Source organism: Nocardioides houyundeii, assembly GCF_002865585.1.
In the GTDB taxonomy this organism is placed as follows: domain Bacteria; phylum Actinomycetota; class Actinomycetes; order Propionibacteriales; family Nocardioidaceae; genus Nocardioides; species Nocardioides houyundeii.
In genome coordinates, this window is record NZ_CP025581.1 from 1,945,393 (window position 1) to 1,971,039 (window position 25,647).

A 25,647-nucleotide genomic window follows, 5' to 3' on the forward strand; every position below is an offset into this window, starting at 1 on the left:
AGCCACACCGTGGGGCCCAAGTGACGGCGCTGTCTTGCCGCCGGGTCAGCTCAGCGGGTCCGTCGGGTCGACCGGCGGACCGGGCGGGGCCACCGGCGGCGCTGCCGGGTCCTGGACGCCCTCGTCGGTGGCCGGGGGGCTCTCGCCCACAGCGGGCGGGGTCAGCGGAGGGGCGATCGGGGGCTGCGCAGCGCCGCTCTCCGGGGTGACGGACTCGGTGGCCGCCTGGTCGGTGTCGCCGGGCGACTCGGCGGCCGAGCTGGGGCCGCGAACGCCGAGCAGGGCCACCAGCCGCTCGGCCCGCAGGCGGTAGAACTTGCGGGCCTGGGTGCGGGTCCGGTCCAGCACCGCGACCTCGAGGTCCTCCACCGGGATCACCCGGTCGTTGGCCTCGGAGTGGCCGAGCGCAGCGACCGCCAGCCGCAGGGCGTCCTGCAGGGTGGCACCGGTCTCGTAGTGCTCCTTCAGGTGACCCGCCACGACGTCAGCGGCCCCGCCCATCACCGCGTAGCCGTGCTCGTCGGCGACCTGGCCGTCGTAGGTCAGGCGGTAGATCTGGTCGGCCTCCGGCGCGTCGCCCACCTCGGCGACGAAGAGCTCCACCTCGTAGGGCTTCTCGCCGCCGCTGGAGAAGATCGTGCCCAGCGTCTGGGCGTAGGCGTTGGCCAGGCTCCGGCCCGTGACGTCGCGTCGGTCGTAGGAGTACCCGCGCATGTCGGCCAGGCGCACCCCCGCGATCCGCAGGTTCTCGAACTCGTTGTAGCGGCCCACCGCGGCGAAGGCGAGGCGGTCGTAGATCTCGGAGACCTTGTGCAGCGCCTGGGAAGGGTTCTCGGACACGAACAGGACGCCGTCGGCGTACTGGACCACGACGACGGAGCGTCCCCGCGCGATGCCCTTGCGCGCGAAGTCGGCGCGGTCCTTCATCAGCTGCTCGGGGGAGACGTAGAAAGGCGTGCTCATCGGGTCATGGTCCTTCCGGCGGGGCGAGAAGAGGGGGTCACGTCAGGGAGGCCGCGGGGCCGTCCGGACGCACCATCCGGCTGGCGATGATCCGATCGGCGATCTGGGCCACCTCGTCGTCGGTGAGGCGGTGCCCCCCGTCGGCGGTGATGACGTGCACGACGGGGAAGATCCGTCGCGCGAGGTCGGGCCCACCGGTCGCGGAGTCGTCGTCCGCGGCGTCGTAGAGAGCCTGCACGGCAGCGGTGACGCACCCGTCGGCGTCGAGGTCGGCGCGGTAGAGCTTCTTCAACGAGCCCCGGGCGAACAACGACCCGGAGCCGACCGCGTGGAACGCGGTCTCCTCGTAGCGGCCGCCGGTGACGTCGTAGGAGAAGATCCGGCCGTGCTCGGCGGCCAGGTCGAAGCCCGCGAACAACGGAACCACCGCGAGCCCCTGCATGGCCATGCCGAGGTTGGACCGGATCAGTGCCGCCAGACGGTTCGCCTTGCCGTCCATGGAGAGCGTCGTGCCCTCGATCTTCTCGTAGTGCTCGAGCTCGGTCTGGAACAGCCGCACCATCTCCACGGCGATCCCGGCGGTGCCGGCGATCCCCACGCAGCTGTACTCGTCGGCCGGGAAGACCTTCTCGATGTCGCGCTGGGCGATGATGTTGCCCATCGTCGCCCGCCGGTCCCCGGCCATCACCACGCCACCCGGGAAGGTGGCGGCCACGATCGTGGTGCCGTGCGGTGCGAGATGGCTGGCGTCCGTGGCGGGCAGCGGCTGCTGGGACGGCAGCAGGTCCGGCGCCTGGGAGGCCAGGAAGTCAGCGAAGGAGGACGACCCCGGCTGCAGGTACGCCGCCGGGAGACGCGGTCCGTCGAGCTGTCCGGCCACTACTGGCCACCCTTCTGGATGAAGGACTTCACGAAGTCCTCGGCGTTGGTCTCCAGCACGTCGTCGATCTCGTCGAGAATCGCGTCGACGTCCCCGTCGATCGCCTCCTTGCGCTCGGCGACGTCGCTCTCGGCGACCTCGGCCTGCGACTCCTCGTCATGGGAGGACTTCCGCGGCTGCTTCTGCTCCTGGGACATATTTGAACCCTATAGCCAACTACCTCGTGAGGGCGGCGAAGAGACGCTCAGCGGTGTCGCAGGAGTCCAGCAGTCCCCCGACGTGCGCCTTGGTGCCGCGCAGCGGATCGCTGGTCGGGATCCGTTGCAGGGACTCTCGCCCGGGAAGGTCGAAGATGACCGAGTCCCACGAGGCGGCCGCGACGTCCCCGGCGTACTTCTCCAGGCAGCGGCCACGGAAGTAGGCCCGGGTGTCCTCCGGCGGCTCGTGCATGGCGCTGTCCACGGCCTCGTCGGTCAGCAGCCGCTGGATCCGGCCGGAGGCGACGAGGCGGTGGTAGAGCCCCTTGGCCGGACGGATGTCGGAGTACTGCAGGTCGATGAGGTGCAGCTTGGCGTCGTCCCACTCCAGACCGTCTCGGTCGCGGTACTGGGTGAGCAGCTTGAGCTTGGCCACCCAGTCCAGCTCGCTGGCGCAGCTGAGGGGGTCCTGCTCGAGGCGGTCCAGCACCGACTCCCACCGGGCCAGCACGTCCGAGGTCTGGTCGTCGACGTCCGACCCGTGCCGGTCCTCGACGTACTTGCGCGCCAGGTCCAGGTACTCCATCTGGAGCTGGACCGCGGTCATCCGCCGGCCGTCGCGCAGCGTCAGCAGGTGGCGCAGCGTCGGGTCGTGGGAGACCGCGCGCAACGAGGCCACGGGGTGCTCCACGGTGAGGTCGTAGGTCAGGAACCGGTCCTCGATCATCGCCAGCACCAACGAGGTGGTGCCGACCTTGAGGTACGTCGATATCTCCGACAGGTTGGCGTCACCGAGGATGACGTGCAGCCGCCGGTACTTCTCGGGGTCGGCGTGCGGCTCGTCGCGGGTGTTGATGATGGGGCGCTTGAGCGTGGTCTCGAGGCCGACCTCGACCTCGAAGAAGTCGGCCCGCTGACTGATCTGGAACCCGTGGCCGCTGCCGTCCTGGCCGATCCCGACCCGCCCGGCCCCACAGACCACCTGGCGCGAGACGAAGAACGGGATCAGGTGCTTCACGATGTCGGCGAAGGGAGTGGAGCGCCGCATCAGGTAGTTCTCGTGCGCACCGTAGGAGGCGCCCTTGTTGTCGGTGTTGTTCTTGTAGAGCAGGATCTGGGGCGCGCCCGGGAGCTGGCTGGCGCGCAGCGAGGCGTCCAGCATCACCTGCTCGCCCGCCTTGTCCCAGCGCACCACGTCCAGCGGGTTGGTCACCTCCGGGGAGGAGTACTCCGGGTGGGCGTGGTCGACGTAGAGGCGGGCGCCGTTGGTCAGGATGATGTTGGCCAGGCCGAGGTCCTCGTCGGTCAGCTGGCTGGGATCGGCGACCTGGCGGGCCATGTCGTAGCCCCGGGCGTCGCGCAGCGGCGACTCCTCCTCGAAGTCCCAGCGGGCGCGCCGGGCACGCAGCGTCGCGGTCGCGTAGGCGTTCACGATCTGCGAGGAGGCCAGCATCGGATTCGCCTGCGGCTGCCCCTGCACCGAGATCCCGTACTCGACCTCGGTCCCCATCACCCGACGTACGCTCATGTGATCCAGACTACGTGCCGCACGAGCACGCCTACGGGAGGCGACGGCCGGTCGCCGCGTGCGCCCAGTTGATCGCCACGATGCCGGCCAGCACCACCACCAGCGCCGGCAGCTCGCCCTGGACACCCAGCACGATGCTGATCGGGATGCAGGCGATGATCGAGAGGATCCCCAGCGCCAGCTGCCGTGGCCCCGCGGCGGCCACCGCTGCCTCGACCCGCCGCCGCCGCGCCAGCTCGTCGCTCACCTGGTCCTGCACCGCCCGCTCGATTCGCTCGGCGAACCCCGCCACCAGCTCGGCGTCGTACCGCGGTCCCAGCTCGTGCCGGGTCTGGAGGAGCGCCTCCGTCTCCGTCGGCTCGATCTCTTCCCCCGGCATGGGTCAGAGGTACTGGCCGGTGTTGGCGACGGTGTCGATGGACCGTCCGGGCTCCGTGCCCTGCTTGCCGGTGATCAGGGTGCGGATGAAGACGATCCGCTCCCCCTTCTTGCCGGAGATCCGCGCCCAGTCGTCGGGGTTGGTGGTGTTGGGGAGGTCCTCGTTCTCCTTGAACTCGTCCACGCAGGCCTGGAGCATGTGCTGGACCCGGAGACCGCGCTGGTCGTGGTCCAGCAGGTCCTTGATGGCCATCTTCTTGGCGCGGTCGACGATGTTCTGGATCATCGCCCCGGAGTTGAAGTCCTTGAAGTAGAGGACCTCCTTGTCCCCGTTGGCGTAGGTGACCTCGAGGAAGCGGTTCTCCTCGGTCTCGGTGTACATGCGCTCCACCGTGGCCCGGATCATCGCGTTCGTGCAGGCCACCCGATCGCCGCCGAACTCCGCCAGGTCCTCGGCGTGCAGCGGCAGGTCGGGCGTGAGGTACTTGCTGAAGATGTCGCGTGCGGACTCGGCGTCCGGCCGCTCGATCTTGATCTTCACGTCCAGGCGGCCTGGTCGCAGGATCGCCGGGTCGATCATGTCCTCGCGGTTCGAGGCGCCGATCACCAGCACGTTCTCCAGGGTCTCGACCCCGTCGATCTCGCTCAGCAGCTGGGGCACGATGGTGTTCTCCACGTCGGAGGAGACCCCGGAGCCGCGGGTGCGGAACAACGAGTCCATCTCGTCGAAGAACACGATCACCGGGGTGCCGAGGCTGGCCTTCTCCCGGGCCCGCTGGAACACGAGCCTGATGTGCCGCTCCGTCTCGCCGACGTACTTGTTGAGCAGCTCGGGGCCCTTGATGTTGAGGAAGTAGGACTTGCCCTCGGCGCCGGTCTTGGCTGCCACCTTCTTGGCGAGCGAGTTGGCCACCGCCTTGGCGATCAGCGTCTTTCCGCAGCCGGGCGGACCGTAGAGCAGCACGCCCTTCGGCGGCTTGAGCTTGTGGTCCTTGAACAGGTCCGGGTGCAGGTAGGGAAGCTCCACCGCGTCCCGGATCGCGTCGATCTGGGCGACCAGCCCACCGATCGACTCGTAGTCGATGTCGGGGACCTCCTCCAGGACCAGCTCCTCGACCTCGGACTTGGGCACCCGCTCGTACACGTAGCCGGAGCGCGAGTCGAGCAGGAGCGAGTCACCCGCGCGCAGGGTCCCCTCCAGCAGGGGCGCCGCGAGGCGCACCACTCGTTCCTCGTCGGCGTTGGCGATGACCAGGGCGCGCTCCCCGTCCGCGAGGAGCTCCTTGAGCATCACGACCTCGCCGATCTGCTCGAAGTCGAAGGCGGCGACGACGTTCATCGCCTCGTTGAGCATGACCTCCTGGCCGCGGACCAGCTCGGTGAGCTCCACGGCCGGGCTGACGTTGACCCGAAGCTTGCGCCCGCCGGTGAACACGTCGACGGAGCCGTCGTCGTTGCGGGCCAGGAAGGTGCCGAAGCCGGCTGGAGGCTGCGCCAGCCGGTCGACCTCCTCCTTCAGCTTCATGATCTGGTCGCGAGCCTCGCGAAGCGTCTGGGCCAGTCGTTCGTTCTGGCTGGTGACGGCCGCCAGGGACCGCTGGGTGTCGGCCAGCCGCAGCTCGACGCCGCGGTTCTCGCCCGGAGCATTCGCGAGCCGGCGTCTCAGGTCGGCCATCTCCAGCTCCATCGCACTGAGCTGGCTTGCGAGCTCTTCAGGGCTGCGTCCTCTGGGGCCGCTGTCCGAGAATGTCATCTGCGTCACCTCCTTTTCAGGACACTACCCACGGGAGGCCAATTGGGAAGGACTTATCCCATTGTGTTGGTCACGATTCCTCCCGTGGCGCGCCCTGCGTCGGTTGCCGCGACCTACTCTCGCTGGTCCTCGACGCCGTCGGCGACCGGCTGCTCCAAGGGCTCCTGCGGTACGTCGGCGGGCCGGGGACCGGTGTAGTCGGGGCCGTAGGCCCCCGGTGCCGGCCGGCGCCTCTTCAGCGGCGGCCGCTGGCCGGGAGCCATGCGTCGGGCGGTGACCAGGAAGGCGGTGTGGCCGATCATCTTGTGGCTCGGCCGGACGGCCAGACCCTCCACGTGCCAGTCCCGGACCAAGGACTCCCACGCCTGCGGCTCGGTGAACCCACCGTGCACCCGCAGCGTCTCCACCACCTTCGAGAGCTGGGTGGTCGTGGCGACGTAGACGCACACGATGCCACCGGGGACCAGGGCGTCGGCGACGACGTCGACGCACTCCCACGGGGCCAGCATGTCCAGGACGACGCGGTCCACCTTCTCCGCCACGCCGGGCAGCTCCTCGACCAGGTCTCCCAGGCGCAGCTCCCAGGCGGGGTGCCCCTCGCCGAAGAACTGGTCGACGTTGCGCTTGGCGACGTCGTGGAACTCCTCGCGGCGCTCGAAGCTGATCACCTTGCCGTGCGGTCCCACCGCACGCAGCAGCGAGCACGTCAGGGCACCGGAGCCGGCGCCGGCCTCGACCACCCGGGCGCCGGGGAAGATGTCGGCCGACGCCACGATCTGCGCGGCGTCCTTGGGGTAGATCACGGCCGCGCCACGTGGCATCGAGACCACGAACTCCGAGAGCAGGGGCCGGAAGACGAGGTACTCGCCGCCGGCCGAGGAGGTCACGGTGAACCCCTCCTCACGCCCGATGAGCTCGTCGTGCTCGAGGTGTCCCCGGTTGGAGAAGAAGCGCTTGCCGGCCACCAGCTCGAAGTTGTGTCGCCGACCCTTCTGGTCCAGCAGCCGGACCCACTCGCCGACCCGGAGCGGGCCGCGGTGCACGCCGGACCAGGCGTCCTGGGGCACGTCGGGGACGGTCTCCTCGGCGTGGTCGCCTCGGGGGTCGGGCGCAGCGTCGGGCACGAGGTCGGGCAGGGGGTCAGGCACGAGGTCGGGCATGGCCGAAACCCTAGTGCGCGGCCTCCCGGAAGGCCCGATCGACATCGACCGTCGACAGCACCCCGTAGACGGCACCGTCGGCGTCCAGCAACAGGTACTCCTGGGCCGGTGTGTGGCTGATCGCACGGACCAGCTCCTCACCGGCGATCCCGGCAGACAGTGCGAGTCCGTCCTCCAGGCTCCGGGCCACGCTCGAGACCGGGACCCAGGGTCGTCGCTCCACCGGCGTGGCCAGCAACGCGGCCTCGCTGACGATCCCCGACGGCCGGCCGTCGGGACCCAGGGTCACGATGCTGCCCGCCTGGGCCTCCTGGGCCAGCCGGACGGCCTGCGCCAGTGGCAGGCCCTCGGCCACCGTGACGCTACGTCGGGCCAGCCGACGGGCGTCCAGCGCGGGGAGCCGGCGCCGCACCTGGGCCTGGTGCATGGAGGCGCTGGCCCCGGCCCACAGGAAGAGCGCGAGCACGACCACCAGCAGGTAGTCCACGAAGCTGGGCGGGACCCCCAGTACGTCGTTCTGGAACAGCGGCCAGGACAGGATCAGCAGGGCGATGATCCGGCCGCCCCAGCCGGCCACCATGGTGCCCCGGTGCATGTTGCCGGTGGCCCCCCACACGACGGCCTTCAGCACCCGTCCACCGTCCAGCGGTAGCCCGGGCACCAGGTTGAGGACCCCGACCAGCAGGTTGGCCCCCGCCAGTCCCTCGATGGCGACCTGGAGGAGGCCCTCGGGGACCACGAACCACGCGGCCAGGGCCGCGGCCCCGACCAGCAGCGAGGTGAGGGGTCCGACCACGGCGATGACGAGCTCTTGACGAGCAGTGCGCGACTCCCCCTCGATGGCGGTCATCCCGCCGAGGAAGTGCAACGTGATGGAGGTGACCGGATAGCCGTAGTGACGGGCCATGTGGGCGTGCGACGCCTCGTGCAGGAGCACCGAGAGGTAGAGCATCACCGCGAACACCACGCCCGCGACGTACTTCCAGACACCGAGGCCGGGCTCCACCTGCTCGATGCGGGGGGCGACCAGGACGGCGATGATCGCGGCGATGAAGAACCAGGAGGTGCTGACCAGCACGTCGGCCCCGGCGATGGACCCGATCCGCAGGGTGCCCGGGGGCGGCGCGGCCGCTCGGTCCCGGGGGCCTGCTGGCGGGACTGGGACGGCTCGGACACCCCTTGACCCTACCCAAGGCCGCCCAGCGCCAGGGTCTGCGACCTGGCGTCCGTGACCGGCTCAGGGACGTCGGAGTGCTGACCTAGTCTCGAACCATGAGCGCAGCACCCGTGCCGGCCGCCACTTCCAGGTCTTCGCCGGCGGACCTGGTCTCCACGCCGGTCGACGGCGTCGAGGTGGTGGCGTCCCTCTCGCCCAGCCGGGCCAGCGACTTCATGACCTGTCCGTTGCGCTACCGGTTCCGGACCGTCGACGGGTTGCCGCAGGAGCCGACCCGCGAGGCGGTCCGGGGCACGCTCGTGCACAAGGTGCTCGAGCGGCTCTTCGACCTGCCCGCCCTGGACCGGACCCCGGTCCAGGCCGCAAAGCTGCTCGAGCCTGCCTGGCGGGAGGTGCTCGCGGTGGAGCCGGGCCTGTCTGGGCTGTTCGACTCCGCGGTGGGCGCGCACGACTTCCACGCCTGGCTGGCCACCTGCGCCTCTGTGCTGGAGGGCTACTTCGAGCTGGAGGACCCGCAGCGCCTGGAGCCGGCGGAGCGGGAGTACTACGTGGAGACCCGGTTGGACTCCGGACTGCTGCTGCGCGGCTTCGTCGACCGGCTGGACGTCGCGCCGGACGGAGCCATCCGGGTGGTGGACTACAAGACCGGCCGGTCGCCGAGCCCGATGCACGAGGCCGCTGCCCTGTTCCAGATGCGTTTCTACGCGCTGGTGATCTGGCGCACGCGAGGTGTGCTGCCAGCCATGCTGCAGCTGGTCTACCTCGGCGACCGGGAGGTCCTGCGCCACTGCCCCGACGAGGCCGAGCTGCTGGCCACCGAACGCAAGGTCGAGGCACTGTGGCGAGCCATCCGTCTCGCCGAGGAGTCCGGCGAGTGGCAGCCCAGCCCGGGCCGACTCTGCTCGTGGTGCTCCTACCAGGACCTGTGCCCCGCGTTCGGCGGCACTCCCCCGGCCCCCACTGCGCCGGCGTGAGGACTCAGCCGACCGCGGCCGCCTCGGGAGTCACGGCATGGGCGGTGATCTTGCCGGCCAGGATCTCCTCGGCGTAGTGGCAGGCCACCCGGTGTCCCGGCTTGAGCTCGCGCAGGGCCGGACGCTCGGTGTCGCAGCGCGTCTCCTGACGGAACGGACAGCGGGTGTGGAATCGGCAGCCCGAGGGCGGGTTGGCCGGCGAGGGCAGATCACCCTGGAGCAGGACCCGCTCCCGGCTCGCCTCCACCACGGGGTCCGGCACCGGGACCGCCGACATCAGGGCCACGGTGTAGGGGTGCATCGGCTGCGTGTAGAGGTCGTCGGCCGGCGCCTGCTCGACGATGCCCCCAGATACATCACCGCGACCTCGTCCGAGACGTGGCGGACCACGGCCAGGTCGTGCGCGATCACCAGGAACGTGAGGCCGAGCTGCTCCTGCAGGTCTTCCAGGAGGTTGAGCACCTGGGCCTGGATGGACACGTCGAGCGCCGAGACCGGCTCGTCGGCGATCACGAACCTGGGCTCCAGCGCCACCGCCCGGGCGATGCCGATGCGCTGGCGCTGCCCACCGGAGAACTCGTGCGGATACTTCTGGGCTGCACTGCGGGGCAGGCCCACCTGGTCGAGGAGCTCGGCCACCCGAGTGCGCTTGTCGTAGGCGATCCCGTGCGCGCGCAACGGCTCGGTGAGGATCGTCTCCACCGACTGCCGGGGGTTGAGGCTGGCGAGCGGGTCCTGGAAGACCATCTGCATGTCCTGGCGGATGCGCCGCAGTGCCTCGCCGGAGAGCGACGCCACGTCCGTGCCGTCGAAGAGCACCCTGCCCTCAGTGACCGGCGCGAGCCTCAGCACGGCACGTCCCAGCGTCGACTTGCCGCACCCTGACTCCCCCACCAGTCCCAGCGTCTTGCCGCTCTCGATCCGCAGGTCCACCCCGTCCACGGCCTTGACGGCCCCGACCTGCCGGTTCAGCAGCATCCCGTCCCGGATGGGGAAGTGGACCTTGAGTCCTTCGATGTCGACCAAGGGCTCGGTCACGACGTGATCTCCGTCCGGGTGCGGTCCAGGGGGTTGTAGCAGCGCAGCATCCGGTCGCCGGCGGGCAGCAGCTCCGGGGGTCCGGAGGTGCACTGCTCGACGGCGTTGGTGCAGCGCGGCGCGAAGGCGCAGCCCTGCGGCCACGGGATGGTCTGGGTGGGCGACCCCGGGATGGGCGTGAGCGGCTCCCCCCGTGGGGCGTCCATGCGGGGGATGCTCGCCAGCAGCCCACCGGTGTAGGGGTGGCGCGGGGTGGCGAAGAGACGCTCCCGCGTCGTCGACTCCACGATGCGGCCGGAGTACATGACGTTCACCTGGTCGCACAGCCCGGCGACCACGCCCAAGTCGTGGGTGATCATCAGCAGCGCGGCCCCGGTGTCGGCGACCAGCTCCTTGAGGACCTCCAGCACCTGCGCCTGGATCGTCACGTCCAGCGCCGTGGTCGGCTCGTCGGCGATCAGCAGCCGTGGTCCGCAGGCCAGGGCGATCGCGATGAGCACGCGCTGCCGCATCCCCCCGGAGAGCTGGTGGGGATACTCCCGCACCCGGCGTGCCGGGTCCGGTATGCCGACCTTCTCCAGCAGGTCGATGGCCCGGCCCCGGGCCTCGGACTTGGTGACGTCCTCGTGCCGGAGGATGACCTCCGAGACCTGGGTCCCCACCGGGACGACCGGGTTGAGCGAGGTCATCGGGTCCTGGAAGACCATGGCGATCTCTCGGCCCCGCAGACGGGACATCGCCCTCGAGGACTCGGTGAGCAGGTTCTTCCCGCCGTAGCGGATCTCCCCGCTGACCCGCACCCCGCGGTTGGGCAGAAGCCCCATGATCGCGAGCGAGGTGACCGACTTGCCGCTGCCGGACTCCCCAACCAGGCCCACGTGCTCCCCCGGATGGATGTCGAAGGAGACCTCGTCGACCGCGGTCGCGGCACGTTGGCCCTTGAGCCCGAACTCGACGCTGAGGTCGCGCACGGACAGCAACGGCTCGCCAGCGCGGTCCGGACTGGTCCTCATCGTCGGCTCCTAGGGTCGAGTGCCTCGCGCAGTGCCTCACCGAAGAGGGTGAAGCCGAGGGCGGTGATCGCGATGGCGGCGCCCGGCAGCAGGGCGAGCTGCGGTGCCACCTGGAAGCGGTCCTGGGCGGCCACGAGCATGCGGCCCCACTCGGCCACGGCCGGGTCGGGCTGGCCCAGGCCCAGGAAGGAGAGGGCGGCCACCTCGATGATGGCGGTGGCGAGGTTGAGAGTCGCCTGGACCACGGTCGGACCCAACGAGTTGGGCAGCACGTGACTCATCACGATCCGCCGCTTGCGCAGTCCCAGAGCCTCCGCCGCCAGGACGTAGTCGGCACGCCCCTGGGCGAGCATGGAGCCGCGGAGCAGTCGGGCGAAGATCGGCACCTGGGCGGCACCGATGGCGATCATCACCGCGTAGGGGCTCTGCCCCAGCACGGCAGCGATGCTGACGGCCAGCAGCAGGCTGGGGACCGACAGCATGATGTCGACCAGGCGCATCACGACCTGGTCCACCCAGCTGCCTACCCGGCCGCCGACGGCGGCCGAGCCGCCGGCGAGGACGCCGAGCGCCAGGCCCGCCACCAGGCCGATGGCCGTCGCGGCGATCCCGTAGAGCAGGGACTGGCGGGCACCGTAGACGAGCTGGGTCCACAGGTCGGACCCGAAGCGGTCCAGGCCCAGCCAGTGGTCCTCGCTCGGCCCGGGCACGCTGGAGGGCGTCACCTCGCCCGACCACTGCGCCGAGCCGGGCTGGTAGGAGGTGAGCAGCGGCGCGAAGATCGCGAGCACCACGAAGGCGAGCACGATGACCGCACCGACGATGGCCGTGGGGTTGCGGCGCAGGCGCCGCCAGGCTGCGCGCAGCAGGCTGACACCCGGCTCGTCGCCGGGCGCGGGCAGCCCGGGCATGCCGGAGTAGGCCGGGGCCAGGGGAATGCTCATGACACACGCACTCTCGGGTCGATGACGCCGTAGGCGACGTCCACGGCCAGGTTGATGAGCGCGTAGATGATCGCGATGAACAGGATGAAGCCCTGGAGCACCGGGTAGTCCCGCTGCCCGATGGCCTCGAAGAGGTACTTTCCGATGCCGTTCCAGGCGAACACGGTCTCGGTCAGCACCGCACCGGAGAAGAGCAGGCCGGCCTGGAGACCGATCGTGGTGACCACCGGCAGCAGCGCGTTGCGCAGGATGTGGCGACGCGAGACCACGCGGCTGGACAGGCCCTTGCTCCGAGCGGTCCGCACGTAGTCCTCGTTGAGCACGTCGGCCACCGCGGCCCGGGTGATCCGCACGATGATGGCCAGCGGGATCGTGCCGAGCGCGATCGCGGGCAGCACCAGGTGGACCATCGCGTTCCAGGCGGCGTCCCACTCCTGGGTCAGGATCCCGTCCAGGACGTAGAAGTTGGTGACGTGGGTGGCATCGAGCCGAGCGTCCTGGCGCAGCGTGGTGGGCAGGATCGCGAGCCAGTCGGCGAAGACCAGCTTGAGCAGGATCGCCAGGAAGAACACGGGCGTCACCACACCGAGCAGCGATCCCGAGACGATGAACGTGTCCAGGAACCGTCCTTGGTGGCGGGCCGCGAAGTAGCCCAGAGGCACGCCGATGACGACGGCCAGCAGCAGCGCTGCGAGCCCCAGCTCGAGCGTGCCCGGGAACTTCTCCAGGAAGCTGGAGGTGACCGGCTGGCCGGTCTTGATCGAACGTCCGAAGTCCCCGGTGAGGAGCGCCTTCACATAGGTGAAGTACTGGCCCAGCAAGGGCTCGTTGAACCCGTAGACCTCGTTGACGCGCGCGATGCCCTCCGGCGTCGCCCGTTGACCCAGCAAGGCTCTGGCGGGGTCACCGGGCAGGGCCCGGACCCAGGCGAAGAGCAGGATCGACAGACCGACGAGCACTGGCACCATCAGGGCCAGCCGCCGGAGGACAAAGCGCAGCATCAACGAGGCCTTTCACCCGCGCAGGCGGGTTCGATACGAGACGGGGAACAGGTCAGCCGACGGAGACGGTGTTCCAGGGCTCGTCGTTGACAGGGCTCTGCTGGTATCCCTCGACATCGGGACCGAACGCCAGGGAAGGCGCCGGGTGTGCCAACGGGATGCCGGGCAGGAACTCCATGACGTCGGCGTTGATCTCCTCGTAGAGGGGAGTCTGCTCGTCGACCGTCGCCATGCCGCGCGCCTTGGTGAGCTTGTCGAACAGCTCCTTGTTCTTGAAGCCCCACTCCGGGGTCTCGGTGCCGAAGAAGACGCCGACGAAGTTGTCGGAGTCGTTGTAGTCACCGGTCCAGCCCAGGAGGTGCAGGCCGTGGTCGGAGGTGCCGTTGATCTTGTCCAGGTAGTCCGGGGACCACACGTCGGCCACCGGCTTGATCTTCAGGCCCACCGCCTCCAGCTGCGAGCGGAGCACGTTGAAGGTGTCCGCCGGCGCCGGCATGTAGGGACGCGAGACGTCGGTCGGGTAGTTGAACTCGATCGTGGCACCTGCGGCGCCCGCGTCCTCGAGCAGCTGCTTGGCCTTGGCCGGGTCGTACTCGTACTCGGTGACCGAGTCGTTCCAGCCCACGACGCTCTGCGGCATGAACTGGGTGGCGATCTCTGAGCCCTCGGGCAGCGAGGCCTTGGCCACGGCGTCCTTGTCGATGGCGTAGGCGATGGCCTGACGCACCTTGATGTCGCTGAGCAGCTTGTTCTTCTGGTTCATGCCCAGGTACAGGACGGTGAACGGGTCGCGGGCCATGACCTGCATGCCGGCGTCCTCGAGCGGCTTGAGGTCGGCCGGGCCGATGAGGTCGGCTCCGTCGACGTCGCCGTTCTCCACCGCGGTGGCTCGGGCGGCCGGGTCGGCGATCGCCACCACGTTGACGGTGTCGACCTTCGCCATGTCGCCCCAGTAGTCGTCGTTGCGCTTCAGGGTCACGCGGTTGCCGCGGTCCCAGGAGTCGAAGACGAACGGGCCGGTGCCGGTGGGGTGGGCCGTGGAGTACTCGGTGGTGTTGACGTTGGCGGCCGCGTCGTCCTGGTACTTCTCCAGCGCGTCGGGGCTCTGCATCGCCAGGGCCGGCAGCGACAGGGCGGCGATGAAGCCGGCGAACGGCTCGTTGAGGACGATCTTCGCCTCGTAGTCGCCCGTCGCCTCGCAGGCCTCGTAGATGCCTTCACCCTTGGTGGGCCCGTTCGCGAAGCCGCGGAAGAGCTTGCCGTAGTAGTAGGCGAAGTCGTCGCTCTGCACCGACTCGGGGAGGTTGTACCAGCGCTCGAAGTTCGCGCAGACGGCGGCGGCGTTGAACTCGGTGCCGTCGTGGAACTTCACGTCGTCGCGGAGGGTGAAGGTGTACTCCAGGCCGTCCTCGGAGTTGTCCCACTCGGTGGCCAGCAGCGGCGCGGGATTCGGGGTGCCCGGCTCCGTGCCGACCAGGCCCTCGAACATCTGGCGCGCCACCCGGAAGGTCTCGCCGTCCGAGGCGAACGCCGGGTCGAGCAGCTCGGGCTCGGCCGCACCGGCGAAGACGAAGGTCCCGCCGCCGTTGTCGCTCTCGTCGGACCGGTCACTCTCGGCGCAGGCGGAGAGCAGCAGCGCCGCTACCGCAAGTCCGACTCCTCCGACTCGCAGTCGCCTCTTGGATGTGATTCCCACGTCGTCACCTCACTGTCGTGCCCAGCCTTCGCGCCGGGCAGATCTGGGACAGTACTTTCCGTGGTGAACGGCGTCACGCACCGGACCCGGGATTCTTGATTGCGAAACGACAACGACTTGCCGGGACCGGAACTATCCGGCGTACCGGGCGCTCAGAGCCTCGGCGTCGAGGCCGGCCAGGGTGTCGGCGAAGACCCGTCGCTCCCCCGCCAGGATGGGCACGTGGTTGGGCACGCACAGCACCACGCACCCGGCTGACTCCGCGGAGCGGGCGCCGGTGTTGGAGTCCTCGATCGCCAGGCAGTCACCCGCCGCGAGTCCGAGTTCGGCGGCCGCCTTCAGGTAGGGCTCGGGGTCCGGCTTGCCGCGCGTGACGACGTCGCCGGTGACCACGGCCGCAAACGTCCCGGCGGGCAGCGACGCCAGCAGCGGCTCCACCAGTCGCCGGTAGGACATCGTCACCAGGGCGCACGGTACGCCGGCACGCCCGAGGTCGGCCAGCAGCTCACGGGCGCCCGGCCGCCAGGGCACGGACTCCTCCACCTGGGCGATCACGGAGTCCAGCAGCGCCTCCACGATCTCCGCAGGCTCCAGCGGGATCCCCATGTGCTCACGGATGTAGCGACCCGAGGCCAGCAGGTCGTTGCCCACCAGGTTGAGGGCGTGCTCCTGGGACCACGTGCCGCCGTAGCGATCCGCCAACGCGAACTCGGCCGCGATCCAGTACGGCTCGGTGTCGACCAGCGTGCCGTCCATGTCCCACAGGACGGCTCGCATGGTGGTGGAGGTCTCGGTCGGATCGGCGGTGCTCAGAGTGCTCTCCTGGGTTCGGTGCAGCGGTGCTGCGGTCACCCAGATTATGCCGCCCGACCCAGTGATGCCTCAGCAAGCACAGACGTCACTCAGTCCTCGGGGTCGTAGCCCAGGTTCGGCGAGAGCCAGCGCTCCGCCTCAGCCAGGGTCCAGCCCTTGCGCTCGGCGTAGTCAGCGACCTGGTCACGACCGAGACGACCGACGACGAAGTACTGCGACTGCGGGTGCGAGAAGTACCAGCCGGAGACGGCCGCACCGGGCCACATCGCCATCGACTCGGTGAGCTGGATGCCGGTGCGCGCCTCGACGTCGAGCAGCTTCCACAGCTCGGCCTTCTCGGTGTGGTCCGGGCACGCGGGGTAGCCGGGCGCGGGCCGGATGCCGGTGTAGCGCTCGGCGATCAGGTCCTGGTTGGCCAGCTGCTCGTCGGCGGCGTGGCCCCAGAACTCCTTGCGGACCCGCTCGTGCAGGCGCTCCGCGAAGGCCTCGGCCAGCCGGTCCGCCAGCGACTCCAGCAGGATCGCGGAGTAGTCGTCCAGCTCGGCACGGAAGCGCTCGATGTGCGCCGCGGAGCCCAGCCCGGCGGTGACCGCGAAGCCCCCCACGTGGTCGCTCAGGCCGGTCTCCCGGGGCGCCACGTAGTCCGACAGCGCCCGGTTGGGCACACCGTCACGGTGCTCGCCCTGCTGCCGCAGGTGGTGCAGCCGGGTCAGCACGTCGGTCCGGGAGTCGTCGACGTACAGCTCCAGGTCGTCGCCGACCGCGTTGGCCGGGAAGAAGCCGTACACCGCGTTTGCGGTGAGCCAGTCCTCGGCGATGACCTTGTCCAGCATCTCCTGCGCGTCGTCGTAGAGCTTGCGAGCAGCCTCGCCGGTGACCGGGTTGTTGAGGATGTCGGGGAACCGGCCCTTCATCTCCCAGGCGTTGAAGAACGGCTGCCAGTCGATGTAGTCGCGCAGCTCGGCGAGGGGGTACGACTCGAGCACGTGGATGCCCGGCTGTGCGGGGACCGGCGGCGTGTAGCCGTCCCACTCGACCGGCGTGCGGTTCTCCCGGGCCGACTCCAGGTCGAGCATCGGGCGGTCGTGCTTGGTCGCGTGGCGGGCCCGGAGCGAGTCGTAGTCGGCCTTGACGTCGGCCATCAGCCGGGGGCGCTGCTCGGCGTGCAGCAGCGCGGCCGCGGTGGGCACCGAGCGCGAGGCGTCCTTGACCCAGACCACGGCGCCCTCGTAGCGCGGGTCGACCTTGACCGCCGTGTGGGCCCGTGAGGTGGTCGCCCCGCCGATCAGCAGCGGGATGGTGAGCCCCCGGCGCTGCATCTCGGTGGCCACGGTGACCATCTCGTCCAGCGAGGGGGTGATCAACCCGGAGAGACCGATGATGTCGGCACCCACCTCGACGGCGGTGTCCAGGATCTTCTGGGGCGGGACCATGACCCCGAGGTCGATGACCTCGTAGTTGTTGCACTGCAGGACGACGCCCACGATGTTCTTGCCGATGTCGTGGACGTCTCCCTTGACCGTGGCCATGACGATGGTGCCGTTGGTGTCCTTGACCGTGGCGAGCTCGGGGTTGTCCCGCTTCTCCTGCTCGATGAACGGGATCAGGTAGGCCACCGCCTTCTTCATCACCCGCGCGGACTTCACCACCTGGGGCAGGAACATCTTGCCGGCACCGAAGAGGTCGCCGACGACGTTCATCCCGTCCATCAGCGGGCCCTCGATGACCTCGATCGGCCGCCCGCCGCGGGCCGCGATCTCGGCGCGGAGCTCCTCGGTGTCGGACTCGGCGTAGGCGTCGATGCCCTTGACCAGCGCATGGGTGATGCGCTGGCCCACGGGGTAGGAGCGCCACTCGTCCTCGACCACCTCGGCGTCGGCGGACTTGCGGTTGTAAGTCTCCGCGATCTCCAGCAACCGCTCCGCCGCGTCCTCGCGACGGTTGAGGACCACGTCCTCGATCCGTTCCCGCAGGTCGACGTCGACGTCGTCGTAGACGGTCAGGGCGCCCGCGTTGACGATCCCCATGTCCAGGCCGGCGCGGATGGCGTGGAAGAGGAAGACCGCGTGGATCGCCTCGCGCACCGGGTTGTTGCCGCGGAAGGAGAAGGAGACGTTGGAGATGCCGCCGGAGACCAGGGCACCCGGCAGGTTCTGCTTGATCCAACGGGTGGCCTCGATGAAGTCCAGGCCGTACGAGGCGTGCTCCTCGATGCCGGTCGCGACGGCGAAGACGTTGGGGTCGAAGATGATGTCCTCGGCCGGGAAGCCGACCTCGTCCACCAGGATCCGGTAGGCCCGCTCGCAGATCGCCTGGCGGCGCGCCAGGTTGTCGGCCTGGCCGTCCTCGTCGAAGGCCATCACGACCACCGCCGCGCCGTACTTGCGGCAGAGCCGGGCGTGGGCCCGGAACTGGTCCTCGCCCTCCTTCATGGAGATGGAGTTGACGATCGCCTTGCCCTGGACGCACTTGAGCCCAGCCTCGATGACCGCGAACTTGGAGGAGTCGATCATCACCGGGACCCGGCTGATGTCCGGCTCGGAGGCGACCAGCTTGACGAAGCGATCCATCGCGGCGACGCCGTCGATCATCCCCTCGTCCATGTTGATGTCGATGACCTGGGCGCCGTTGTCGACCTGCTGCAGCGCCACCGACAGCGCGGTGTCGTAGTCGCCGTCCTTGATCAGCTTGCGGAAGCGAGCCGAGCCGGTGATGTTGGTCCGCTCCCCCACGTTGACGAACAGGCTCTCGGGGGTGACCGTGAAGGGCTCGAGCCCGGACAGACGCAGGGCCGGCTGGATCTCGGGCACCACCCGGGGCGCCTTGCCGGCAACCGCTCCGGCGATGGCCGCGATGTGGGCGGGCGTGGTGCCGCAGCAGCCACCGACCAGGTTGACCAGACCGGCCTCGGCGAACTCGCCGACCACGGCAGCCGTCTCAGCCGCTGCCTCGTCGTACTCGCCGAAGGCGTTGGGCAGCCCGGCGTTCGGGTACGCCGAGATGAACGTGTCCGCTACCCGGCTCAGCTCCGCGACGTAGGGACGCATCTCCTTGGCGCCCAGCGCACAGTTGAGCCCGACCAGGAGCGGCTTGGCGTGGCGCACCGAGTTCCAGAACGCCTCGGTCGTCTGACCCGTGAGGGTGCGGCCCGAGGCGTCGGTGATGGTGCCCGAGATCACCACCGGCCACCGGCGGCCCAGCTCTTCGAAGACCGTCTCGACCGCGAAGATCGCCGCCTTGGCGTTGAGGGTGTCGAAGATGGTCTCGATGAAGAGGAGGTCCGAGCCGCCGTCGAGCAGGCCCCGGGCGGCCGTGGTGTAGGCGTCGACCAGCTGGTCGAAGCTGATGTTGCGGGCGCCGGGGTCGTTGACGTCGGGCGAGATGGAGGCCGTGCGGGTGGTGGGGCCCAGCGCTCCCGCGACGTAGCGTGGACGGGCCGGGTCCAGCGCGGTGACCTCGTCGCAGACCGTCCGCGCGAGCTCGGCAGCGGCGTGGTTGAGCTCGTAGGCCAGCTCGTCCATCCCGTAGTCGGACAAGGAGACCGCGTTGGCGTTGAACGTGTTGGTCTCGATGATGTCCGCGCCGGCGTCGAGGTACTCCCGGTGGATGGCCGCGATGATGTCGGGCTGGGTCAGGGTGAGCAGGTCGTTGTTGCCCTGGACGTCACTGGGCCAGTCGGCGAAGCGCTCGCCCCGGTAGCCGGCCTCGTCCGGGCGGTCCCGCTGGATCGCCGTGCCCATGGCCCCGTCGACCACGAGCACCCGCTCCCGCATCGCAGCCGTCAGCGCTTCCGTGCAGTCCGGGCGGTGACGGATGGCGAAGTCGCTGGCCACTGGTGCTCCTTCGAGAACGATTCTGGTGCTGCGGGACGGGCCGTCCCCTTCACAGTAGGAGGCGGGTCCGGAGGATGGACAGGCGTACCGAATCGTGACACTCGGGGCGAGCACCCGCGAAATCCCGCCCAGCGCCTACGCTGGAGGGGTGATCGAGATCGATGAGCTGACCGATTTGGTCAACCCCCTGGTGATTGCCGCCTTCGAGGGCTGGAACGACGCCGCGGATGCCGCGTCCTCGGTCGTGTCGCACCTCATCGACGTCTGGGACGCCACGATCGTGGGGGCCATCGACCCGGAGGACTTCTACGACTTCCAGGTGAACCGTCCCATGATGGGCACCGACGAGCGGGGTCACCGCCGCCTGACCTGGCCCACCACCCAGATCGCCGTGGCGTCGCCGCCCAACCTCGACCGGGACGTGATCCTGATCCGCGGCATCGAGCCCAACATGCGCTGGCGCCAGTTCTGCGCCGAGCTCCTGGCCGCCTGCGACGAGCTCGGGGGCGAGCTGGTGGTCACGCTGGGGGCGCTCCTGGCCGACACCCCCCACACGCGTCCCATCCCGGTGACCGGGACGGCGACCGAGCCCGACCTGGTGGACCGGCTCAAGCTGGAGCAGTCGACGTACGAGGGCCCGACCGGGATCGTCGGCGTCTTCCAGGACGCCTGCATCCGGCTGGACATCCCGGCGGTCGCCTACTGGGCCGCCGTCCCGCACTACGTGGCGCAGCCGCCGTGCCCCAAGGCGACGCTGGCGCTGGTCGGCCAGCTCGAGGAGCTCCTGGAGACCAGCATCCCGCTGGGTGACCTCCTCGAGGACGCCCGGGCCTGGGAGCGCGGCGTGGACGAGCTCGCCGAGGAGGACGAGGACGTCGCCGACTACGTCCGGTCCCTGGAGGAGACGCGCGACACCACCGACCTGCCCGAGGCATCCGGCGAGGCCATCGCCCGGGAGTTCGAGCGCTACCTCAAGCGCCGCAACGACGACTGAGGACCGGCGTCGGCGCCGCGGGCGCTGCCGCGACTACAGCGACAGGCCGAGCGCCGCGTCGATCAGCTGGTGCACCGCCTGGCCGGCCGCCTGGTCGGAGGTGTCGGCCAGCCCCCCGGTGCCGAGCGTCGCTGCCACCCACTGCTCCACCACGTCCACGGCGGTCGGAGCATCGAGGTCGTGCGCGAGCGCGGCGAGCACGCCCTCCACCACCGGCGCGGACGGGGCGCCGGCTCCCAGGGAGAGCGCCTTGCGCCACCGCTGGATGGTGTCCACCGCGTCCCACAGCGCCGCGTCGGTCCACTCCCAGTCGCTGCGGTAGTGGTGGCGCAGCAGCACCAGCCGCAGCGCCATGGGGTCCACGTCGCTGTTGCGCAGCTGGGAGACGAAGACGAGGTTGCCCCGCGACTTCGACATCTTCTCGCCGTCGTAGGCCACCATCCCGGCGTGGGCGTACCCCTGGGCGAACCGCTCACCCGAGGCGACGTGGGCGTGGGAGGCGCACATCTCGTGGTGCGGGAAGACCAGGTCGGACCCGCCGCCCTGCACGTCGAAGTCGACGCCCAGGTGTTCCTGGGAGATCGCGGTGCACTCGATGTGCCAGCCCGGACGGCCCTTGCCGAAGGGACTGTCCCAGGAGGGCTCGCCGGGACGCTCGCCCCGCCAGACCACGCAGTCGAGCGGGTCCTTCTTGCCTGGGCGGTCCGGGTCGCCGCCGCGCTCGGCGAACAGCGGCGTCATCTGTGCCCGGTCCAGCCCGGAGACCGAGCCGAAGGCGGGGTCCGCGGAGACGGAGAAGTACAGGTCGCTCTCGACCTGGTAGATCGATCCGGCGGCCTGGAGCCGCTCGATGTAGGCCACCGCCCACGGGATGGACTCCACCGCACCGACCAGGTGGTCGGGCGGAAGCACCCGCAGGGCATGCATGTCCTGGCGGAACAGCTCGGTCTCCCGCTCGGCGAGCTCCACCCAGTCGATCTTCACCTTGTCGGCGCGCTCGAGCAGCGGGTCGTCCACGTCGGTCACGTTCTGCACGTAGGTGACCGGGTGCCCGGCGCTGCGCCAGGCGCGGTTGAGCAGGTCGAACGCCACGTAGGTGGCGGCGTGCCCCATGTGGGTGGCGTCGTACGGCGTGATGCCGCACACGTAGAGCCGCGCGGCTCCGGCAGGGCTGCTGGTGCGCAATCGGCCCGTGGCCGTGTCGTGGAGCTGCACAGGGGGCCCGACGACAGGCAGGACGGGGACCTCCGGAGCAGACCAGGCGCGCATGCGGTGCAGCCTACCTAGAAGGGTGGCCAGGGAATCGTGGGCCACCCGTCCTGGGGCACTGCCATCCGCTGGGTGGACAGCAACCGGCGGCACCGCCGGGTCAGCGCCGCGAGCTCGTCGGGCGTGATCAGCTCCCCCAGCTCGGCGCCGAGCTCACCCTGGAGGCTGCCGAGCAGGGACTCCACGACGGCCAGGTCGCCTGCTGGGACTCGGGTGCCCGCCCAGCCCCACAGCACGGTGCGGAGCTTGTCCTCGACGTGGAAGGTGACGCCGTGGTCGACTCCGTAGCGGTGCCCCCCCGGCATGGCCAGCACGTGCCCACCCTTGCGGTCGGCGTTGTTGACCACCATGTCGAAGATCGCCATCCGACGCAGCGGCGCCGAGTCCTCGTGCACCAGGGCGACCGGTCGGTCCCGGGCGTCCAGTCCTTCGAACACGTGCAGGTAGCCCGCGGGCCGGCTGTCCACGTCCACGATGTCGACCGCCGCCTGCTCGGGATCCGGCTCCTGCCAGACCTGCACCATGCCCGGACCGTGCGGACCATCGCGCAGGATGGTGAGCGGCACGACGTTCCAGCCGAGCGAGACCGAGACCCGGTACGCCGCCACCTCGCGGTCGGCCAGGGTCCCGTCCGGGAAGTCCCACAGCGGCCGTTCGCCGGCCACCGGCTTGTAGACCACCCGGACCCCGTCCACCTCCCCCACGAAGGTGGCGTTGGAGGCCGGCATCACCCGGCCGTGCAACGCGAGGTCCCCGTCGTGCAGGCGGTGCGGGTCCACCTCGCCCGGGCGGGACTCCCCTGGCGCTGTGCTCACGGCTCCCGGCGACGGAACCCGTTGGCGCGCACGCACAGGTGTCCGTCCGGGTCGACGGGGTTGCCGCAGAAGGGGCAGCTGGGCCGGCCGGCCTCGACGACCTGCAGCGCCCGGGCGCAGAACGCCCGAGCCATGCCGGGCGAGATCCGCACCACGAGCAGCTCCTCGGGCTCCGGCTCGGCGAAGTCCTCCTCGACCTGGTCCAGGGCGACCACGACGGTCTCGGAGAACGGGAACACCTCGATGACGACCCGCTCGTCGCCCGGGTCCCAGGACAGCGTCATGGTGCCGGCGCGGAACTCCTCCTCGATCGGCTGGTCCAGAGGGGCGCTGTCCTGCAGGTCCACCGGTGCCACCGCAGGGATCAGCGTCTCCTGGCCGGGGGCCGCCATCAGCTCGTCGAGCAGCTCGTCGACCCGCTCCACCAGGGCGATCACCTGCTGCTTCTCCAGGGACACGCTGACCAGTCGGGCGTCGGCCCGCGCCTGGAGGAAGAAGGTGCGCATGCCGGGCTCGCCGACCGTGCCGGTGACGAAACGCTCGGGGGATCGAAGGAGTGGACCAGTGGCATGCCACCACCCTAGGACGGCGGCCCAGCCGACGACGGACCGGCGCCGCCTCCGACCGCCGCGTCATCGGCTGCGCCCCCCTCGGCGCCCCCTCTGGAAGCGCCGGAGCGAGCCAGGACAGGTCGCCGGCATGGCTGTTGCTCGTCACCACGAAGGGGCGGGCGGAGGTGAAGCGCACGATGCTCACCGAGGCCGGGTCGACGACGATCCGCTGGAACTGGTCCAGGTGCGACCCCACGGCGTCGGCCAGGATCGACTTGATCACGTCGCCGTGGCTGACTGCCGCCCAGACCGCGCCGGGGCCGTGCTCAGCCTCGATGGCGGCATCGCGCTGACGCACCGCCGCCACGGCGCGGTCAGACATCTCGCGCAGCGACTCGCCCCCGGGGAAGCGGGCGGCCGAGGGCTGCTGCTGCACCGTCTTCCACAGCTCCTCCTTCGCCAGCTCCTTCAGGGTGCCGCCCTGCCAGCTGCCGTAGTCGCACTCGGTGAGCCGCTTCTCGGTCTGGATGCGCGGCTTGTGCTGCTGGGCGCTCGCGATGGCCCGGGCAGTCTCGCGACACCGTTCCAGGGGGCTGCTGACCAGTGCGGCCAGCGGCACCGCCGCGAGCCGGGCGGCGGTGGCCGCCACCTGCTCGCGTCCCACCTCGTCGAGGAGCACCCCGGGAAGCCGTCCGGCGAGGGTCCCGCTGGCATTGGCGGTCGTCCGGCCGTGTCGCACGAGGATGAGGGTTGCCATGGCCGCGACTGTAGTGGGGCTAGCCTCGCTTCGTGATTGTCGACAACGCGGTGTACCGCAATGGCAGGCGGGTCGAGCACGACCTGCCCGTGCACGACGTGCTGGGGGTCGGCGCGACCCGTGAGCCCGGTGACTTCCAGTGGGTAGGCCTGCACGATCCGGACGAGGCGCAGATGCGGGCGGTCTCCGAAGCCTTCGGTCTGCACCACCTGGCCGTCGAGGATGCGGTCCACGCTCACCAGCGACCCAAGCTCGAGCTCTACGACGGCATGATCTTCCTGGTGCTCAAGACGCTTCGGTACATCGACGACGAGGACGCGGTGGAGACCGGTGAGATCGGGATCTTCGCCGGGGACGACTACGTGGTCACCGTGCGCCACGGCTCAGGTGGCGATCTGAAGGCCTCCCGTCGCGAGCTGGAGCTTCGAGCCCAGGTGCTGGCACACGGACCCGCATCCGTCCTGTACGCCGTCTGCGACAAGGTGGTCGACGACTACGAAGCGGTCGGTGCGGATCTGATGATCGACGTCGACGAGGTCGAGACCAGCGTGTTCTCGGAGTCCCGCACGGACGACGCGGGCCGGATCTACACCCTCAAGCGGGAGCTGGCGGAGGTCAGACGGGCGGTGAGTCCGTTGCGGGAGCCGTTGCGCCGTTTCGTCAGCGGCAAGGTGAGGGGTGTCCCCGAGGAGACCAGCCCCTACTTCCGGGACGTCGTCGACCACCTCCAGCGGGTGGAGGAGGTCGTGGACAACCTCGACAGCTTGCTCTCGGCAGCCTTCGAGTCCCACGTCGCCAGGATCTCCATGCAGCAGAACGAAGACATGCGCAAGATCTCGGCAGGAGCTGCACTGGTGGTGGTGCCCACGCTCGTCGCCGGAATCTACGGGATGAACTTCGAGTACATGCCGGAGCTGAATTGGCGCTACGGCTACCCGTTCGCCATCGCGCTGATGGTCAGTATCGCCGGGGGCCTGTTCGTGTGGTTCAAGAAGTCCGGCTGGCTCTGAGCCACGCTGAGATCAGGAGCTGAGCACGCCGGCCCAGAGCAGCACCAGGGTGGCGGCGCCCAGCAGCACTCGGTAGATGACGAACGGCGTGTAGGAGCGGGTGGAGACGTAGCGCAGCAGCCAGGCGATGGCGGCGTACCCGACCACGAAGGAGACGACGGTGGCGGTGATCGTCGGAGCCCAGCCGTAGGTGTTCTCCCCGTGCGGGATCTCCTTGAGCTCGAACAGCCCCGCCCCCACCACGGCCGGGATGGCCAGCAGGAAGGCGAACCGGGTGGCGGCCTCGCGCTCGAAGCCCAGGAAGCGGCCCATGGAGATGGTCGCACCGGAGCGGGAGACGCCCGGGATCAGCGCCATCGCCTGGGCCAGGCCCATCAGGACCGCGTCGCGGAGCGAGAGCTTCTTGATCGGCTTCTCGCCCCTGCTGAAGCGGTCCGCGACGCCCAGCACGACCCCGAGCACGATCAGCGCCGTGCCGGTGATCCACAGGTTGCGGAAGTCTCGTTCGATGAGGTCCTTGAGGAGCACTCCGAGGACCACGATCGGCAGCGAGCCGATGATGATGTACCAGCCCATCCGGGTCTCGAGCGTGCCGCGGAACTCCGGCTTGAAGATCGATTTCACCCAGGCGGTGCCGATGCTCCAGATGTCCTTGCGGAAGTAGATCAGCACTGCCAGCTCGGTCCCGATCTGGATCACCGCGGTGAACGCCGCTCCGGGGTCCCCCCAGCCGAAGAGCTCGGGGAAGATCCGCAGGTGCGCGCTGCTGGAGATCGGCAGGAACTCCGTGAGCCCCTGGATGGTTCCGAGGGCAACGGCCTTGAGGAGATCCCACATGGGGCGAAAGCCTAAGGCCGCACCTGCGGCGCATCGGCACGCGCCCAGATCGGCGTGCCTGCGCGA

The 25,647-nt window shown here is 69.9% G+C and carries 23 protein-coding genes and 1 pseudogene; 3 read left to right on the top strand and 21 right to left on the bottom strand.

Annotated features, from left to right (window positions below):
• Positions 1-45: 45 nt before the first annotated feature.
• From prcA to C0R66_RS09380, 8 genes are all read right to left on the bottom strand, one after another.
• Complete coding sequence (gene prcA / locus C0R66_RS09345) at positions 46-963, bottom strand: proteasome subunit alpha (RefSeq protein ID WP_101524464.1); 918 nt, start codon at positions 961-963, stop codon at positions 46-48.
• A 37-nt stretch (positions 964-1,000) separates the two neighbouring features.
• Positions 1,001-1,843, bottom strand: coding sequence for a proteasome subunit beta (prcB, locus tag C0R66_RS09350; RefSeq protein WP_101524465.1), 843 nt, complete (start codon positions 1,841-1,843; stop codon positions 1,001-1,003).
• The gene (locus C0R66_RS09355; RefSeq protein WP_101524466.1) at positions 1,843-2,040 is read right to left on the bottom strand and encodes a ubiquitin-like protein Pup; all 198 of its coding nucleotides are present in this window, start codon (positions 2,038-2,040) and stop codon (positions 1,843-1,845) included. The genes prcB and C0R66_RS09355 overlap by 1 nt, the downstream gene beginning before the upstream one ends.
• A 19-nt stretch (positions 2,041-2,059) precedes the next feature.
• The gene (gene dop, locus C0R66_RS09360; RefSeq protein ID WP_101524467.1) at positions 2,060-3,568 is read right to left on the bottom strand and encodes a depupylase/deamidase Dop; all 1,509 of its coding nucleotides are present in this window, start codon (positions 3,566-3,568) and stop codon (positions 2,060-2,062) included.
• 31 nt (positions 3,569-3,599) lie between these two features.
• Positions 3,600-3,947 carry a hypothetical protein gene (locus C0R66_RS09365; protein ID WP_101524468.1) on the bottom strand — a complete coding sequence of 116 codons (348 nt, stop codon included), beginning with the start codon at positions 3,945-3,947 and terminating at the stop codon, positions 3,600-3,602.
• A gap of 3 nt (positions 3,948-3,950) precedes the next feature.
• Positions 3,951-5,699, bottom strand: a complete 1,749-nt coding sequence (arc, locus tag C0R66_RS09370; protein ID WP_101524469.1) for a proteasome ATPase — start codon at positions 5,697-5,699, stop codon at positions 3,951-3,953.
• Positions 5,700-5,812: 113 nt separating this feature from the next.
• Positions 5,813-6,742, bottom strand: coding sequence for a tRNA (adenine-N1)-methyltransferase (locus tag C0R66_RS09375; RefSeq protein ID WP_101526161.1), 930 nt, complete (start codon positions 6,740-6,742; stop codon positions 5,813-5,815).
• A gap of 127 nt (positions 6,743-6,869) precedes the next feature.
• Positions 6,870-7,937: a site-2 protease family protein gene (locus C0R66_RS09380; protein WP_241901404.1), complete on the bottom strand. Its 1,068-nt coding sequence runs from the start codon at positions 7,935-7,937 to the stop codon at positions 6,870-6,872.
• Between the two features lie 194 nt (positions 7,938-8,131).
• Between C0R66_RS09380 and C0R66_RS09385 the strand changes: the two genes are divergently transcribed.
• Positions 8,132-9,010, top strand: coding sequence for a RecB family exonuclease (locus C0R66_RS09385; RefSeq protein WP_101524471.1), 879 nt, complete (start codon positions 8,132-8,134; stop codon positions 9,008-9,010).
• Between the two features lie 4 nt (positions 9,011-9,014).
• Here the strand turns inward: C0R66_RS09385 and C0R66_RS20410 are convergent, their stop codons facing one another.
• The 8 genes from C0R66_RS20410 to metH form a co-directional block, all read right to left on the bottom strand.
• Positions 9,015-9,311, bottom strand: coding sequence for an oligopeptide/dipeptide ABC transporter ATP-binding protein (locus tag C0R66_RS20410; RefSeq protein ID WP_338418182.1), 297 nt, complete (start codon positions 9,309-9,311; stop codon positions 9,015-9,017).
• Entirely contained in the window at positions 9,287-10,048 is a 762-nt protein-coding gene (locus C0R66_RS09390) for an ATP-binding cassette domain-containing protein (RefSeq protein ID WP_338418183.1), read from the bottom strand. The genes C0R66_RS20410 and C0R66_RS09390 overlap by 25 nt, the downstream gene beginning before the upstream one ends.
• A complete protein-coding gene (locus C0R66_RS09395) occupies positions 10,045-11,061 on the bottom strand; it encodes an ABC transporter ATP-binding protein (protein ID WP_101524472.1) in 1,017 nt (338 codons plus the stop codon). Before C0R66_RS09395 ends, C0R66_RS09390 begins: the two co-directional genes overlap by 4 nt.
• The gene (locus C0R66_RS09400) at positions 11,058-12,005 is read right to left on the bottom strand and encodes an ABC transporter permease (protein ID WP_101524473.1); all 948 of its coding nucleotides are present in this window, start codon (positions 12,003-12,005) and stop codon (positions 11,058-11,060) included. Before C0R66_RS09400 ends, C0R66_RS09395 begins: the two co-directional genes overlap by 4 nt.
• Entirely contained in the window at positions 12,002-13,006 is a 1,005-nt protein-coding gene (locus tag C0R66_RS09405; protein WP_101524474.1) for an ABC transporter permease, read from the bottom strand. The genes C0R66_RS09400 and C0R66_RS09405 overlap by 4 nt, the downstream gene beginning before the upstream one ends.
• A gap of 52 nt (positions 13,007-13,058) precedes the next feature.
• Entirely contained in the window at positions 13,059-14,702 is a 1,644-nt protein-coding gene (locus C0R66_RS09410; RefSeq protein ID WP_101524475.1) for an ABC transporter substrate-binding protein, read from the bottom strand.
• Positions 14,703-14,834: 132 nt separating this feature from the next.
• Positions 14,835-15,554 carry an HAD family hydrolase gene (locus C0R66_RS09415; RefSeq protein WP_241901405.1) on the bottom strand — a complete coding sequence of 240 codons (720 nt, stop codon included), beginning with the start codon at positions 15,552-15,554 and terminating at the stop codon, positions 14,835-14,837.
• Between the two features lie 50 nt (positions 15,555-15,604).
• Positions 15,605-19,288, bottom strand: coding sequence for a methionine synthase (metH, locus tag C0R66_RS09420; RefSeq protein WP_101526163.1), 3,684 nt, complete (start codon positions 19,286-19,288; stop codon positions 15,605-15,607).
• 208 nt (positions 19,289-19,496) lie between these two features.
• Here metH and C0R66_RS09425 point away from each other — a divergent pair, with 208 nt between their 5' ends.
• Positions 19,497-20,342, top strand: a complete 846-nt coding sequence (locus C0R66_RS09425) for a PAC2 family protein (RefSeq protein ID WP_101524476.1) — start codon at positions 19,497-19,499, stop codon at positions 20,340-20,342.
• 33 nt (positions 20,343-20,375) lie between these two features.
• Here C0R66_RS09425 and mshC read toward each other — a convergent pair whose 3' ends face one another.
• The 4 genes and pseudogenes from mshC to C0R66_RS09445 form a co-directional block, all read right to left on the bottom strand.
• On the bottom strand, positions 20,376-21,611 hold the full coding sequence (gene mshC, locus C0R66_RS09430) for a cysteine--1-D-myo-inosityl 2-amino-2-deoxy-alpha-D-glucopyranoside ligase (protein ID WP_101524477.1): 1,236 nt from the start codon (positions 21,609-21,611) through the stop codon (positions 20,376-20,378).
• A 14-nt stretch (positions 21,612-21,625) separates the two neighbouring features.
• Positions 21,626-22,426: an SCO1664 family protein gene (locus C0R66_RS09435; protein WP_240311705.1), complete on the bottom strand. Its 801-nt coding sequence runs from the start codon at positions 22,424-22,426 to the stop codon at positions 21,626-21,628.
• A complete protein-coding gene (locus C0R66_RS09440; protein ID WP_241901406.1) occupies positions 22,423-22,932 on the bottom strand; it encodes a DUF3090 family protein in 510 nt (169 codons plus the stop codon). The genes C0R66_RS09435 and C0R66_RS09440 overlap by 4 nt, the downstream gene beginning before the upstream one ends.
• A 238-nt stretch (positions 22,933-23,170) precedes the next feature.
• A pseudogene (locus tag C0R66_RS09445) lies at positions 23,171-23,734 on the bottom strand (MSMEG_4193 family putative phosphomutase); the annotation flags it as partial.
• Between the two features lie 32 nt (positions 23,735-23,766).
• Between C0R66_RS09445 and corA the strand changes: the two are divergent.
• Positions 23,767-24,744 (top strand): magnesium/cobalt transporter CorA, encoded by a 978-nt coding sequence (corA, locus tag C0R66_RS09450; protein ID WP_101524478.1) that lies wholly within the window; start codon positions 23,767-23,769, stop codon positions 24,742-24,744.
• Positions 24,745-24,756: 12 nt separating this feature from the next.
• Here the strand turns inward: corA and C0R66_RS09455 are convergent, their stop codons facing one another.
• Positions 24,757-25,581, bottom strand: coding sequence for an undecaprenyl-diphosphate phosphatase (locus tag C0R66_RS09455; RefSeq protein WP_101524479.1), 825 nt, complete (start codon positions 25,579-25,581; stop codon positions 24,757-24,759).
• Positions 25,582-25,647: the final 66 nt, after the last annotated feature.